This is a genomic window from Erythrobacter insulae (assembly GCF_007004095.1).
In the GTDB taxonomy this organism is placed as follows: Bacteria; Pseudomonadota; Alphaproteobacteria; order Sphingomonadales; family Sphingomonadaceae; genus Erythrobacter; species Erythrobacter insulae.
In genome coordinates, this window is the sequence record NZ_VHJK01000001.1 from 990,253 (window position 1) to 1,004,088 (window position 13,836).

The window sequence follows — 13,836 nt, forward strand, 5'->3', positions numbered from 1 at the left end:
CATGGGTAAAGATACGGGATTTCTTGAACTGGATCGCCGCGAGCGGGATTATCTCGATCCTAAAGAGCGGCTGAGCAATTACCGCGAATTCGTAATCCAGCCGGACGATGCGACGCTTTCGGCGCAGGCTTCGCGCTGTATGGATTGCGGTATCCCGTATTGTCACAATGGTTGTCCGGTGAACAATATGATCCCGGACTGGAATCATCTGGTCTATGAAAATGACTGGCGGAATGCGCTCGACATGCTTCATTCGACCAACAATTTCCCCGAATTTACCGGGCGCATCTGCCCTGCCCCATGCGAAGCAAGCTGCACGCTGAACATTGTTGACCAACCGGTCACGATCAAAAGCATCGAATGTGCGATTGTCGATCGAGGGTGGAAAGAAGACTGGATCAAACCGCAAGTGCCGGAGGAAAAGACCGGCAAATCAGTCGCCGTGGTCGGATCCGGTCCGGCTGGTATGGCCTGTGCGCAGCAACTCGCGCGGGCCGGGCACAGCGTCACCCTGTTTGAAAAAAGCGACCGGGTTGGCGGTTTGCTGCGTTACGGCATCCCCGATTTCAAGATGGAAAAGCACCTGATCAGCCGCCGCTGTCTTCAGATGCAGGCAGAGGGCGTCGAATTCCGCACGAGCAAAGAAGTCGGCGTCGATGTGTCTTTCCAAAGTCTCCAGGAAAACTTCGACGCAGTCGTGCTTTCGGGTGGTTCGGAAGCTGCACGTCAGCTGGCCATTCCGGGCGCTGAAATGCCTGGTGTGCGGCTCGCCATGGAATTCCTGACCCAGCAAAACAAACGCAATGCTGGCGATGATGAAGTCCGCGCCGCACCGCGCGGCAGCCTGCTGGCGACCGGCAAAGATGTTGTCGTCATCGGCGGCGGTGACACCGGCAGCGACTGTGTTGGTACATCCAACCGTCAGGGCGCGAAAAGCGTGACGCAGCTGGAAATCATGCCAAAACCGCCGGAAAAAGAAGACAAGGCGCTGACATGGCCCGATTGGCCGCTGAAACTGCGGACGTCTTCGAGCCACGAAGAAGGCGCCGAGCGTGACTGGGCGGTTTTGACGAAGCGCGTGATCGGCGATGGCGAAAAGACCACTGGCCTGGAATGCGCCCGCGTTCAGTGGGTCGATGGCCAAATGCGGGAAATCGAAGGCAGCACCTTCACAATCCCGGCCGATCTTATCTTGCTGGCGATGGGCTTCACCGGCCCGAAAAAAGCCGGCTTGCTTGAACAGGTCGGCGTCGATCTGACGGATCGCGGCAATGTGGATGCAAACACGGATGATTATGTAACCAACGTCCCCGGCGTATTCGCCTGCGGCGATATGCGACGCGGTCAGAGCCTCGTCGTATGGGCCATCCGCGAAGGTCGCCAATGCGCGCGCAGTGTCGATGAAATGCTAATGGGCGTTTCGGAATTACCCCGATAACTTTGCCTGCGCATGGGCCGCGCCAGTAAACTTTAAATTTCGGATTGATCTGTCCGCAATGTCGCTCGGATACAATCCCGGAGCGCGACGATTAGAATAGAACCCTCCGCAATCGCTTAGGTGTTTCTTGACAGTACCGCCCGGTTCGTGGTGACTGCAAGCACCTGAATTGTTTGGGGAAGATTAGGATCGCACAGTCAGACAAGCTAGGGAACGGCTTTAACCGCTCTACTACTATTCGCGTGATCGGTATTATGGCGGCCTGCACGGCGCAATCAGTGTGGGCCGGCGATGGGTCAATTTCCGCGCCGACCGGCCAAAGCACGACCGATCTTCCCGCGCCTTCGGACGAAACCGGATTGGCCGATGCTGCGCCGGGCAACAAAGACGTTGAAAAAGACGGCCCGATCCGCGCCCGGCTTGTCGCGTCGCAATTCGTGGATGCGCCAATTTCTGGCGATGCCGCGAACACATTGCGATATAGCGGGCGCGTGGATGCCTATGTCGATATCAGCGGCAGCGCATTCGGCCTTGATGACAGTTTCACTCTGACCGTCCGCCCCGAATATACATGGGGTGAAGATTCAAACGGGACGATTGGCCTGATCCCCAACAACACCGCCCTTTTCCGCGGAGAGACGTCAGGTGACTTCGATGTCTCGGCCAGCCTTACCAAGCGTTGGAAATCGGGCACCTCGCTGACCGTGGGTAAAGTCAACGTGCTGGATCTGGGCGGTCAATTGCCGGTTGTGGGAAGCGACGGGCATCGCGGGTTCCAGAATCTCAGCTTCGCTCTTCCGCCTTCGGCTGTCATCCCCAACACGCTAACCGGGGCGTTGCTGACCGTGCCGACGGACGATGCGCTGTTCCGGCTTTGGGTGTTTGATCCCGATTCGCAGTATGAACGCACAGGTTTTGAAACCGGTTTTGAAAGCGGAGTGGGGTTTCTGGGATCGGTTACGGTGCCAGTAAAAATCGGCGGGGCTCCGGGATATTATGCGCTTAAACTGACAGGCTCGACGCGTGATGACATTTCGGCCAGCAATCTGCCCGCCGTCCTCGTCCCCGCTCCGGGAAGCGCCTTTGGCAACACGTCTGGCGAATTTGCAGCCGTATTGGCCGCGTATCAATTCCTCGAAGTGTATCCCGAATCGCCGGGCAAGGGTTGGGGCTTTTTCGGTCAGGTTTATGCTTCGCTTGGCGATCCAACCTTCCTTGATAAAAGCGGCTTTTTCGGCATTTCCGGCAACCCGCGCAAACGCACACAGGACCGCTTTGGCGCGGGCTATTTCCGCTATTCCCTGACCGATGATCTCGTCACAGTTCTGGGCCCGCGCATCCCGCTTGAAGATGAAGAGGGGGTCGAGATATTTTACACTTTCGGCATCGCCGACAAGTTTGAACTGACCGCCAATGTGCAAGTCATCGACAGCGCAATCGCGGTTCGTGATACCGGCGTCATCTTTGGTATGCGCCTGACGACAGGGTTTTAACGGCTGAGGGCGTTTTTCAATTTGGGGATGCTGGAAACAGGCACGCTCCAGACTTGAAACAGTCCGGGTTCCGCCGCGCCGACAGGCCGGTCTGACGTGAACAATACGTGTTGATTATCCGGAGTAATTCGGGCTGCAAAATCATTGTTTGCCGAATTGATCGAAGCGCCGAGATTGACCGGATCGCTCCAGATGTCATCGCGTTTCACCGAAAGAAAAACATCAGTGCTGCCTGATCCGCCCCGGTCAGAATAATTGACAAGCATCAGATCGCCTGCCGGATTGACCCACGCCCCTGCGTCATTGCCGGGCGAATTGACCGGACCTTCAACTGGACGCGCTGCCTGAAAACCGCCTCCCGGCGCAGCGGGCGCAACATAGACATCCCGGTTGCCGACACCGTCCAGCCGCTCTGTCCAGAAATACAGATCACCATCGACCGTCAAATTTGGCGCTGTTTCATTGTGGACGAAGCGCAGTTTTGCGAGCCGCCCTGACCGTATCCGGTTGATATCGGGCTCGTCGATAGGCTCAGGCTCGGCGCCCTCGCGACTCAGATCGAGCCGGTACAGATCGAAATCCTCAAACACGTCGCGGCCATGGCGCGCGCGCTGCGTCGCCCAAGAGAAAAGCAGATACCTTCCGTCGGGTGAGAAACTAGGCCACTCAACGCGCTCACCTGCCGTCACTTCGACCTTCAGCGGCTTTGACCAGCCTGAGCCTTCGCGTTTCGCCATGAACAATTCCTGCGGGCACTCCCAGATAAGTGCGCAGTCAGCCTGAGGGAAATACAGGGTCTGACCATCAGGCGAGATCGCCGGAGTGAACGTGATCCTGCCTGATTGCCTCAGGTCCTCTGGCGCAAATAGCTGCGCGGCGCGGGGTGCGGTGCTTGTCGCATCGGCGGAGGTATCGCGGGCCGATTGCGCCGCCGAATTGCCGAGCAATGCAAAGCCCGCACCGGTGGCAAATGTGGCTGCGGCGGCATATATAAAGCCTTGTTTCATCATGGTTATCCTTATCAGCCCCTCCGCTGTGGATAGGGTTTTACGGATTGGGCAAAACTGGTGGCGATCTAAATCGCCTCTTTAATGACTGTTTTCGGTCATCTATAACCCTCTAATGAACGAAAGCCATCAACCGCCGCTGGATGAGGCCGATCGCCGGATCCTGAGAGAAGTGCAGAAGGATATCAGACGGTCGCCAGAGATGCTCGCTGACGCGGTCGGCATGTCGGTATCGAGTTTTCGGCGGAGGTTGAAGCGGCTGCGATCCAACGGACGGATCAAAGCCGAAGTCGCCCTGATCGAACCGGAAACCGCCGGAATCGAAATCGTCGTTGTCGTGACAATGCGGGAAGAACACAGCGCCGATTATGATCGCCTGAAACGCCGCATTCGCGAAGCCCCGGAAATCACCCAGTGTTATAGCGTGACGGGTGAAGTCGATTTGATCTTGCACGTCATCATGCCGGGAATGGAGCGGTTTGAAGCGTGGCTTCAAGAATACGTCTTGCAGGACAAGGCGGTGCGCCGCTGTACGTCACATGTCGTCTATTCCAGGATCAAATATGAAACGGCGCTGCCGATTTAATCCAGGCGCAGCCTAACCTGCGCATTTTACGCAAGTTGCCACACTCGGATCGTTTCTCAGCCGTTTTTCGGCAATGTCTTCACCGCAGCGCGCGCAATAACCCCATTCGCCCTGTTCAATCCGCACCAGAGCCGCCGCGATCCGGCTGCGCTCTGCAGCGCGGCGGCGCTCCTGCGCCTGCGCCATGGCCTGCTGCTGCATTGCGTCCATACGCGACAGGCGCCCGACGCTATCCTGTTGCAAGGTAACAGGCGCACGGGCTTCACCCGAAATCCGGTCTTCCTCGACCAGGTCGGCCTGACGCGCGATCAAAGCCGCTTTGGCTTCGTCCTCGGTCAATCCAGCCTCCAGTCGATCTGGCCGCGTCCCCGGCTTGCCAGAAACGCATTCGTCTGACTGAAGGGCTTTGAGCCAAAGAAACCGCGATAGGAGGACAGCGGGCTGGGGTGCGGAGCCTTCAAGACCAGATGATGATCCCCGCGCCCGAGCGCCGCAATCCGGCCCGCTTTTTTCGCCGCATGGCTGCCCCATAAAATGAATACGGCAGGCTCGCCCCGTTCTGCGACAGCGGCAACCGCTGCATCGGTGATCGCGTCCCATCCGCGCCCGGCATGGCTGCCCGCTTGCCCAGATTCGACGGTTAAAGTGTTGTTGAGAAGCAGCACGCCCTGCTCGGCCCAGCGGGTCAGGTTGCCGTGATCGGGCGGCTCGATGCCGAGATCACTTTCCAGCTCTTTGTACACATTGACCAGCGACGGCGGCAGTTTCACCCCGCGCTGCACCGAAAACGCCAATCCATGCGCCTGCCCCGGCCCATGATACGGGTCCTGACCAAGGATCACGGCCCGCACGCTATCCAGCGGGGTCAGAGCCAGCGCATTCAATCGCTGTCCGCGCGGCGGATATACAACCTTGCCTGCATCTTCCTGCATTCGCAGCCATCCGCCCAGCCCCCGCGATTCATCGGTGGCCAACGCAGGTTCCAGCGCGCCGCGCCAGCTTTCAGGGATATCGTCACTCGCCATTACTGACGCAGGCTACACCACTGGCCGCTTTCCCTCTATCCCCCTCTTTCCCTAGCCAATGATGTGGCGTAGGGCTGGGCCATGACTGTACATTTTCACGAAGAAGATCTCCCCGATGGCGTGCTGGAAGGCACCTCGGATCTGGCCGTTGATACCGAAACGATGGGTCTGATCACACACCGCGACAGGTTGTGCGTGGTCCAGATCAGCGATGGATCGGGTGACGAGCATCTGGTGCGTTTTTCGCCCGGTAGCGATTATGAAGCACCCAATCTGACCCGTATTCTGGCGGATCAGAACCGGACCAAACTGTACCACTTTGGCCGCTTTGATCTGGCAGCGATCCAATATTACCTTGGCATCACGGCGGGACCGGTATTCTGCACCAAAATTGCAAGCAAGCTGGTGCGGACATACACCGACCGCCACGGCCTTAAAAACCTCGTTGATGAATTGCTGGGTGAGAGCATTTCCAAACAACAGCAAAGCTCGGATTGGGGCGGACCCGTCCTAAGCGAGGCGCAGCGTGATTATGCAGCCTCCGACGTGCGCTTCCTCCACCGGATGCGTGATGAGCTGGTTATCCGGCTGGAACGCGAAGGCCGGATGGAAATGGCGCAGGCTTGTTTCGATTTTCTGCCGACCCGCGCGCAGCTCGATATTGCCGGTTGGTCCGAACATGATATTTTCAGCCACATGTAAGTAAAGGCTGGCACGACTCACACCATGGTCATGAAACCCCGCATCGAAACCAGCGAAGCCAAAGCGCTCCGCAATAAACGCCAGCATTTTGCGGCGCCGGGCGGCTCGCATGATAAGCTGGTGGCGTTTCTGGCGCGGGCTTTGCCCATGGGCGTGGGTATCGTTGCGGCCTTAATGGTGATCACACCCTTATCACCGCGCGGCGAAGTCAGCTTTCTGCTCGACCGCAATGAAGTGTCGGTGATCAATGAGCGGCTGAGTGTGGATAATGCGATGTATCGCGGGCGGGACGATAGCGGGCGGCCTTTTTCCGTAACCGCAGGCGATGCGGTGCAACGCTCAAGCACGGAAGGGCTTGTGCGGATGGACAATTTACGCGCGCAATTGCTTTTGACAGATGGCCCCGCCCGCTTGACCGCGCCGGGGGGAACCTATGATCTCAATACAGAAATCGTGGCTGTGGATGGCGCTGTCGAACTGAACGCCGCCGATGGCTACCGAATGAGCGCGCGCGGCGTCTCTATCAACATGGGGGATCGCATCATCAGCGGTGATAACGGGGTCGAGGGTGAAGTGCCCGCAGGCAGTTTTTCGGCCGACACTATGCGCGCTGATCTTGACGCGCGCACAATCAAACTTGAAGGCAATGCCCGCCTGACCATGATCCCCGGCAAGTTGAGGATGCCATGACCGCAAAGCACGATATTTCGGGCAAACGCCCAACGCGCCGTCTCGGCAAAATCGCCTTTGGCTGGATGGCCGGCGGGTTCGCTATGACACTGGCTGTCACAGGCGGTATCGGGCTTCAGGCTCAGGGAATTGCCGCGCACAACACCAATGCGCCGGTCAATTACAATGCAGGCAGCATCGAATTGCAGGACCGGCAAAACCGGGTCGCGTTATCGGGCGGGGTCACCGTGACGCAGGCCGGTCTGACTGTCCGATCCAACCGGATGCTGGTGAATTTCACAGACATCGGTTCGCTCAACATCCAACGGATCACCGCGACCGGCGGCGTGGTTGTCACGCGCGGCAATGAACGTGCCAGCGGCGATGTTGCGATTTACGATTTCTCGCGGCGGATTATCACTCTGGCGGGCAATGTCAGCCTGCGCCGGGGCACCGATACGCTTAATGGCGGGCGGCTTGTGATTGACCTGCGCAGCGGCGTTTCCAGCGTCGATGGATCGCCATCAGGCAGATCAGGCAGCGTTGGCGAGACGGGAAGCGATGGGCGGGTAACCGGCACGTTCTCTGTCCCTCAGAGCGATGAAAACGATTAGCCACCAAACCGCGAAACCGCCAAACCGGCGATCGTCTAATAAGCGTTGTCGTGGCGTAATACCCAAATGGTCTTGTAGATAATCTCTAAGTCGCGGCGGATCGTCCACCCGGCGATATATTCCAGATCGGATTGCAGCCGGTCCGTCAGGTCTTTTTCATGCTCGGTCGCGCCTCTATGGCCGCGGATCTGCGCGAGGCCAGTCAGGCCGGGTTTAAGGCTGTGCCGCTGCCAATATTGGCCATCGACTTCCCAAAAGAACTTGTTGTTCGCGCGGCTGCCCAAAGCATGCGGGCGAGGCCCGACAAGTGACATTTCCCCGCGCAAAACATTGATCATCTGCGGCAGCTCATCAATGCTGGTCCGCCGGATGAATGATCCGATTTTCGTAATTCGCGCATCATCGCGCATCGTCGATTGATCGCCATCGGCATCCGACTGCGCGCTGCGCATGGAGCGGAATTTCAGCATATCGAAAAATTGGTTTCCGCGCCCCAAACGGCGTTGAATGAAAAGGACCGGACCGCGGTCTTCCAGTTTGATAATAACGGCCACCACCAGCAACACTGGCGCAAGCACAATCAAAGCGAGTCCGGCAACCGCGATATCAAAACCGCGTTTCATAATGCGGCCCCGCATACCCAACGGACCGGTCGAGACGACCTGTGTCGTGCGGCCAAGATCATCGTACCGGTGCACGCCCAAAACGCCCAGCTCATGCGCGGGCTCGCTTACAATCTCGCCATATATCCCGGATGATTTCAGCAGCAACGCCCAGGCTTTGCGCCGGTCTGGCGAACAGCTGATGACCACTCTATCCTGATAGGCGAGCAATTTGCCGAGGCGATCCAGCACAAACGGATCCTGGCCAGCGGCATCCAGATTGTGTTCGCGCGCATCAACCATCATACAATTGCTCAACGCAAATTCAGGGCCGCCATCCATTATCACCAATCGATTGCGGATTTTGCCGCCCCAGAACCGCTGTATCAATACAGGGATCATCCGGCGCGAGGCGGTAAGTATGATAGCGGATAATATCAGACCAAGAGTAACCGCCACGCGCGAAAATTCTGCGTTCGACTTGGTGTAAAACGCCACAAAGTTCAGCAGCGCCGCCGATATAAACAACGCCGTCAGCATCTTGCGCACCGCATACACCCAATCGCCCAGCGCGCCTTGCCCATAGGTGGAATTGTAGAGTGCGATGGTAAAATATAACGGCAGCAGAGTTTGCGCCGCCAGCATGCTGCGCGGTTCCCACCAGACACCTTCATACACAAACGTCGCGGCCGCAAAGCTGAGATTGATCAGAACCGCGTCGGCTATCAACATGAGCGCATATGCGCGGAGCCGCCGCCGCTCCAGCGAGGGTGCGATCCATTGATCAATTGCGTCCGGTTTTTCAGCCTCTAACAGAGGCCCCGACATCTTGTTCATGCGACACAGTCCTAAGCGTAACGCGAGAATACGCATTACCCCTTAGGGGTGCATACATCATGAATGGGCTCCGGGACGAATGCAGAGTGCGGATATGCGGGGGATTTTACCTTTTGGTCGCGAAACGGGCGATTTCGGCGAGATCCTGCGACAACAGCAATTCAGCCGATTGGCTGTTGGACAGCAGCGCCCGATGCAGCTTCACCAGACGCGGGATCAAACGGTCCAGTTTGCCGCGATGCCAGCGCGACAATTGATGCCGGATGTCGCGTTCTTCTTTCCAGAAAATACCCAGCTGCGCCTTTTCGCCTTTGCTTAACGTGTCAAACGAGCCGCGCGGGCCCAGCCTTCCGGTAATCTGGGCAAGCTGCGCGGCGCGCCGTTCCAACGCCAGCAATAGGCCGACGGGATTGAGCCCGAGCTCTCGCATCCGCCGAATTTCGGTCGATAGCCGTTGCAAATCGCCGCCCATCACCGCGTTGACGACCGGCTGAAACCCGTCCTCTTCGGTGGCAGCGCCAATCTCGCTGTAATCCTCGACAGAGGCGGATTTGGGCGATTGCGGATCGGCATCGCAATACAGCGCCAGCTTTGTGACTTCGGATTGGGCAAGCCGCACATCCAGCCCGGCGGCGCGCGCGATCCGTTCGGCCAGATCACCGCCCAGCCTCAAACCGGCAGCATCCGCCATTCCTCTGACAGAGACAGCCACAGTCGCAAGGTCAGGTGGATAGAACATCGCGACGAGCGCGTCGGGCCGTTTTTCAAGCAGTTTGGCAGTCCGCGATTTATCGGTCGCAGACGTCGCGACGACAAATATGGGCGCGGCATCGCCCGCCCCCGCTTCTCCTGTTTCGACAAGCGCCTTAAGCGCATCATGCGCTTCGTCCCCTGTCGCCCGCACAAGGATATGCCGTTTGTCACCAAACAGCGATTCCGTTCGCGCTTCATCGCCCAGCATCGCGGGATCACGGCGCAGATCCGCCCCGGCAATATCAACGCGCTCACCGGCGTCGGGCAGAGTTTCGATAATCTTGTTGGCAGCGGCCGATGCGCCCGCTTCGTCTGGTCCGCAAAAAAAGAAGATGCTGGCTCGATCAGTCCCGGACGGAAGCCCGCGGGCAAAATCTTTTTGCGTGGCCTTCATTGCGGCCTCACTCGGCAGAAGGCTTTCTGGCCTGCTCTCTCAGCGCCAGCGCAATAGTGGTGGTCATCCGGTCGGCCACCTCTTGCGCCAGATTTTCCAAAGCGCGCTGTTCGGCGGCGATGGTGGCATATTCACTCGACACGACATCAATACCGGCATCCGAGCCAGCCGTTGCATCCAGCAAGATTTCGCCGGTTGCCAGATCAACCAATTGATAGCGCGCGCGCAAAATCCGACGTTCGCGGCTGATTGTGTCATCGTTAAGCACGCCCAGCGCTTCAAGAGCATCATCAAGCCGCACATCGAGCCGGTAGGCAGGCGTCGCATCGCCCGCGATGCCAAACCGGTCGGTCAACGCATTACGGATCAGCCAGCCGCCTCTGCCGGGTATGGCAGGCACATCGATTGCGCCCAAACCCTGGGCGATGCCCGCATTGGTGCCGCCCGCATACATCGGTTGAAGCCCGCATGCAGGCAAAGCCAAAGCGGCCAATAGGATGAACGCGCCGCGCATCATGTAACGATATTGACCAGCCTGTCGGGCACTACAATCACCTTGCGAATTTCTGCTCCGTCCACCGAACGCTGAACCTTCTCGCTCGCCAGTGCAAGCGCTTCGAGCGTGTCTTTCGGGGCTCCCTTGGGCGCGGTGATCGTATCGCGCAGCTTGCCCATGTGCTGGATCGCGATGGTGACTTCGTCTTCGATCAGCATCGCCGGATCGTGGTCTGGCCATGCGGCATCAGCGATCAGACTGTCATGGCCCAGTTTCGCATAGGCTTCTTCCGCGAGGTGCGGCATCATCGGGCTAACGAGATGCAGGACCGCGCGAATCGCGAAATTCCTCGCCTCGCTCGGCTGCGCTTTTTCTGCGGCTCCGGTCAGCTCGTAAATGCGCGCCACAGCTTTGTTGAAACCGAGCGCTTCGATATCGTCAGCCACTGCGACGATTGCCTGATGTGCCTTGCGGGCCAGCGCCTTGTCTTCGCCGGTGGCGGTTTCATCATAGCTATCAAACAACCGCCAAAGACGTTGGACAAAGCGCGCGCAGCCTTCGATCCCGCTGGCCGACCATGGCAGATCGCGCTCTGGCGGGCTGTCAGACAGCATAAACCAGCGCACGGCATCCGCGCCGTATTCGTCGATGATATTATCGGGATCGACGACGTTCTTTTTCGACTTCGACATTTTGACAACGCGGCCAGCGGCAACAGGCGCGCCATCTTCAATCGTCACCCAGTCCTGACCATCCTTGCGGACTTCATCTGGCGACAACCAGCTGCCATCGCCAAGGCTGTATGTCTCATGCGTCACCATGCCCTGCGTGAACAGCGCGGCGAATGGTTCTTTCACATCCAGTTTGCCGATATGCGCCAGTGCGCGCGTCCAGAAACGGGCATAGAGCAGGTGCAAAATCGCATGTTCGACCCCGCCGATATAATGCTGCACCGGCAGCCACTTGGCGATTTCTTCCGCATCGAACGGCTTGTCCGCAGGTTGGCTCGCAAAGCGCAGGAAATACCACGATGAATTGGTGAACGTATCGAGCGTATCGGTCTCGCGCGTGGCCTTACCGCCGCAGGTCGGGCAATCGACATGCTTCCACGTTGCGTGGCGTTCCAACGGGTTGCCGGGCGTTTCGAAATCCACATCATCGGGCAACGTCACCGGAAGCTGATCTTTCGGCACCGGCACCACGCCGCACGTATCGCAGTGGATGAACGGGATCGGCGTGCCCCAATAACGCTGGCGTGAAATGCCCCAATCGCGCAGCCGCCATACGGTGGTGCCTTTGCCCCAGCCGCCGTCTTCGGCGCGCTTGATCACTTCGGCTTTGGCATCTTCCACGCTCATCGCGTCGAGGAAATCCGAATTGACGATCACGCCGTCACCAGCCTCGGCCTCATCGCCCATCGGCGCATCTGCCTGCGCGATATCGCTGGCGACGACGCGCGTGATGGGCTGGCCGTATTTGGTCGCGAATTCGAAATCGCGCTGGTCGTGGCCCGGTACGCCCATAACCGCGCCGGTGCCGTAATCCATCAACACGAAATTCGCGATGAAGACTGGCATGGCCTGGCCCGTAAACGGATGTTTCGCGGTGATGCCGGTATCAAAACCGAGCTTTTCCGCGGTTTCAAGTTCGGCCGCTGTCGTCCCGCCGCGTTTGCACTCTTCGATAAAGGCCGCCGCATCGGCGCTTTGTCCAGCGGCGCTTTGCGCAATCGGGTGGTCGGCCGCAATCGCACAGAAACTCGCGCCGAAAATCGTGTCGGGCCGCGTGGTGTAAACCGGCAGTTTCTCCCCATTCGACAACTCGAAAGAGAATTCCAAACCGGAAGATTTGCCGATCCAGTTTTCCTGCATCAGCCGGACTTTTTCAGGCCAATCTTCAAGCTCGCCAAGGCCGCCCAGCAGGTCTTCGGCAAAGTCGGTTATCTTGAGGAACCACTGGTCCAGCTTGCGTTTTTCAACCTCAGCGCCGGAACGCCAGCCCTTGCCATCGATCACCTGTTCATTGGCCAGCACGGTCATATCGACCGGGTCCCAGTTCACTTCGGAGGATTTCCGGTAAACTAGGCCAGCGGTGTACATATCGATGAACAGCGATTGTTCATGACCGTAATATTCCGGGTCGCAGGTCGCAAATTCACGCGTCCAATCGAGCGCAAAGCCGATCCGTTTCAGCTGCGCCTTCATGCCTTCGATATTGGAGCGGGTCCAAGCGCCGGGATGCACCTTTTTTTCCATCGCGGCATTTTCTGCGGGCATCCCAAACGCGTCCCAGCCCATCGGGTGGAGCACCTCGTGCCCGCGCATCTTCTTATAGCGGGCCAGCACATCGCCCATCGTGTAATTGCGCACATGCCCCATATGGATGCGCCCCGATGGATAGGGGAACATCTCGAGGATGTAGCTTTTGGGTTTTTCGCTGTCGGAATCTGCGGTGAATGTACCCGCATCATCCCACGCGCGCTGCCAGCGCCCGTCGGCAGAGGACGGATCGAAACGTGTGTTGCTCATGGAAAACTCGCTAACGCGAATTGGATCAGGAAGCGAGAGCCTTGCGGCGCAGATCGCGTGCTTTGGTCAGAATAATGTCTTCCAGCTTCTGCACAGTCGCGGCTTGCACTGGCGCTTCGACCCAGCGGCCGCCTTGCGCAACCTGACGGCTGGCAGCGACGCGCAACGCATCGGCGCGCAAATCCTGATCAAGGATGGTCACCGTCAATTTGACGCGTTCATCCGGGTTGCTTGGATTGGCGTACCAATCGGTCGCGATCACGCCGCCGGCGCTGTCCGCCGATGAAAGCGGAGCAAAGCTGACCGTTTCAAGCGCGGCGCGCCATAAAAACGCGTTTACGCCGATTGTGTTGATCTGCGCCGCCTGAAGTTCGGTCGTCGGGCGGTCATTGCCGCCGCATGCCGACAACGCGGCGAGAGCGCCGCCGATCAAGGCTGTACGGGTCAGATGCGATAATGCGAGTTTGGCGCGTGTCACGGGAAGCAAAGTCCTTTGTCTGTATCTCTACGGCTCTATACCCCGCGAACCGTGTGCGGCAAGCCTTGTGCAGCGTCCATTGCCGCAACAATTTCAGGGCAGGGGCGCAAATACCGTCGCCACCAAAGCGGTCCGCCGCCTTAAGGGGCGCTGAATTCCAACCGAATTCGCGCGGATTCGCGCCCTTCCCTGCATGTTTATGTGTGCGCGGGGC

Annotated in this window: 14 protein-coding genes; 6 read left to right on the top strand and 8 right to left on the bottom strand. The window is 58.5% G+C overall.

What is annotated here, in order from left to right:
* Window position 1 precedes the first annotated feature (1 nt).
* Together FGU71_RS04695 and FGU71_RS04700 are read left to right on the top strand one after the other, a co-directional pair.
* Window positions 2–1,438 (top strand): glutamate synthase subunit beta, encoded by a 1,437-nt coding sequence (locus FGU71_RS04695; protein ID WP_142787484.1) that lies wholly within the window; start codon window positions 2–4, stop codon window positions 1,436–1,438.
* Window positions 1,439–1,680: 242 nt separating this feature from the next.
* Entirely contained in the window at window positions 1,681–2,931 is a 1,251-nt protein-coding gene (locus tag FGU71_RS04700; protein WP_142787485.1) for a carbohydrate porin, read from the top strand.
* Here the strand turns inward: FGU71_RS04700 and FGU71_RS04705 are convergent.
* On the bottom strand, window positions 2,928–3,941 hold the full coding sequence (locus tag FGU71_RS04705) for a TolB family protein (protein ID WP_142787486.1): 1,014 nt from the start codon (window positions 3,939–3,941) through the stop codon (window positions 2,928–2,930). The two genes, FGU71_RS04700 and FGU71_RS04705, sit on opposite strands and share 4 nt — an antisense overlap.
* A gap of 112 nt (window positions 3,942–4,053) precedes the next feature.
* Between FGU71_RS04705 and FGU71_RS04710 the strand changes: the two genes are divergently transcribed.
* The gene (locus FGU71_RS04710) at window positions 4,054–4,524 is read left to right on the top strand and encodes an Lrp/AsnC family transcriptional regulator (RefSeq protein ID WP_142787487.1); all 471 of its coding nucleotides are present in this window, start codon (window positions 4,054–4,056) and stop codon (window positions 4,522–4,524) included.
* 12 nt (window positions 4,525–4,536) lie between these two features.
* Here the strand turns inward: FGU71_RS04710 and FGU71_RS04715 are convergent, their stop codons facing one another.
* Window positions 4,537–4,863, bottom strand: a complete 327-nt coding sequence (locus FGU71_RS04715) for a TraR/DksA C4-type zinc finger protein (protein ID WP_142787488.1) — start codon at window positions 4,861–4,863, stop codon at window positions 4,537–4,539.
* Window positions 4,860–5,549 carry a uracil-DNA glycosylase gene (gene ung / locus FGU71_RS04720; protein WP_142787489.1) on the bottom strand — a complete coding sequence of 230 codons (690 nt, stop codon included), beginning with the start codon at window positions 5,547–5,549 and terminating at the stop codon, window positions 4,860–4,862. The genes FGU71_RS04715 and ung overlap by 4 nt, the downstream gene beginning before the upstream one ends.
* A gap of 81 nt (window positions 5,550–5,630) precedes the next feature.
* Here ung and FGU71_RS04725 point away from each other — a divergent pair, with 81 nt between their 5' ends.
* The 3 genes from FGU71_RS04725 to FGU71_RS04735 are packed head-to-tail and all read left to right on the top strand — an operon-like array spanning window position 5,631 to window position 7,534.
* On the top strand, window positions 5,631–6,251 hold the full coding sequence (locus FGU71_RS04725; RefSeq protein WP_142787490.1) for a ribonuclease D: 621 nt from the start codon (window positions 5,631–5,633) through the stop codon (window positions 6,249–6,251).
* A gap of 24 nt (window positions 6,252–6,275) precedes the next feature.
* Window positions 6,276–6,941, top strand: a complete 666-nt coding sequence (gene lptC / locus FGU71_RS04730) for an LPS export ABC transporter periplasmic protein LptC (RefSeq protein ID WP_142787491.1) — start codon at window positions 6,276–6,278, stop codon at window positions 6,939–6,941.
* Window positions 6,938–7,534 (top strand): LptA/OstA family protein, encoded by a 597-nt coding sequence (locus FGU71_RS04735; protein WP_407644395.1) that lies wholly within the window; start codon window positions 6,938–6,940, stop codon window positions 7,532–7,534. The genes lptC and FGU71_RS04735 overlap by 4 nt, the downstream gene beginning before the upstream one ends.
* A gap of 35 nt (window positions 7,535–7,569) precedes the next feature.
* Here FGU71_RS04735 and FGU71_RS04740 read toward each other — a convergent pair whose 3' ends face one another.
* The 5 genes from FGU71_RS04740 to FGU71_RS04760 form a co-directional block, all read right to left on the bottom strand.
* Entirely contained in the window at window positions 7,570–8,973 is a 1,404-nt protein-coding gene (locus tag FGU71_RS04740; protein WP_142787492.1) for a sugar transferase, read from the bottom strand.
* A 106-nt stretch (window positions 8,974–9,079) separates the two neighbouring features.
* Window positions 9,080–10,120 (bottom strand): DNA polymerase III subunit delta, encoded by a 1,041-nt coding sequence (gene holA, locus FGU71_RS04745; protein WP_142787493.1) that lies wholly within the window; start codon window positions 10,118–10,120, stop codon window positions 9,080–9,082.
* Window positions 10,121–10,127: 7 nt separating this feature from the next.
* Window positions 10,128–10,634: an LPS assembly lipoprotein LptE gene (gene lptE, locus FGU71_RS04750; protein WP_142788984.1), complete on the bottom strand. Its 507-nt coding sequence runs from the start codon at window positions 10,632–10,634 to the stop codon at window positions 10,128–10,130.
* Window positions 10,634–13,144, bottom strand: a complete 2,511-nt coding sequence (leuS, locus tag FGU71_RS04755) for a leucine--tRNA ligase (protein ID WP_142787494.1) — start codon at window positions 13,142–13,144, stop codon at window positions 10,634–10,636. The genes lptE and leuS overlap by 1 nt, the downstream gene beginning before the upstream one ends.
* Window positions 13,145–13,169: 25 nt before the next feature.
* Complete coding sequence (locus FGU71_RS04760; protein WP_185960195.1) at window positions 13,170–13,622, bottom strand: DUF3576 domain-containing protein; 453 nt, start codon at window positions 13,620–13,622, stop codon at window positions 13,170–13,172.
* Between the last annotated feature and the right edge of the window lie 214 nt (window positions 13,623–13,836).